Raw genomic sequence first — 680 nt, forward strand, 5'->3', positions numbered from 1 at the left:
TCTTGAATTATAAGCGCGGGCAAGGTGAACATGAAGATTGGATGAACACTTTCACAACATTCGCAAATGTTGGGATTGGCAAACAGGTTGATGACGCAACCATGATTGACTTTTGGGAGTCTGTGGTCTTCTACAACTTTGTTCAAAAGGCAGTAGCGAAAGGCTCGCGCACATCGCCACCGGACGAGGATTTCAAAAACAGTTATCCTGCCTTTTTTGAAGTGCTCGAAGAGTATAAACCCGACTTAGTTATTGCATGGGGCGAGCGGCTATGGAAGCACCTGCCCGATAATGGAGTACGAAAAGGCAAGTTTTACTATTATCCTGTGGAAGGCAAAGAAATACCTGCTTGCCAGGTATCTCATCCGGCATCAAGCACTTTTGGGTACGAAGAATCCACACCATACTTGCAAGAAGCAATAAAATTAGCATAAATTATAAATTATTAAATTCATAAAAACATCATGGTAACAACAAAAAAATGCCCCTACTGCGGGGAGGAAATCAAGATGAAAGCGATTAAATGCCGACATTGCAAAACAATGTTGGTAAACAATCCGAATGTGACGTTGTCCGAAGAAGACAAAATTCATGCAGGGTCTGAGGTGGAATTTATACCGAGGGAATTTACTCTATGGGAAAAAGCAGGCTGGTTATGGATTATTCCTAAAAGTTTAACC

1 protein-coding gene and 1 pseudogene are annotated in these 680 nt (G+C 41.6%); both read left to right on the forward strand.

Translation table 11 applies throughout. The features are described 5' to 3' along the window. A partial coding sequence (locus ASC50_RS02670) for a uracil-DNA glycosylase family protein (protein WP_226995350.1) occupies nt 1-434 on the forward strand: 434 nt, incomplete at its 5' end. 30 nt (nt 435-464) lie between these two features. Further along, nucleotides 465-680 (forward strand): annotated as a pseudogene (locus ASC50_RS02675) (hypothetical protein); the annotation flags it as partial.

The organism is Candidatus Symbiothrix dinenymphae (assembly GCF_001431085.1).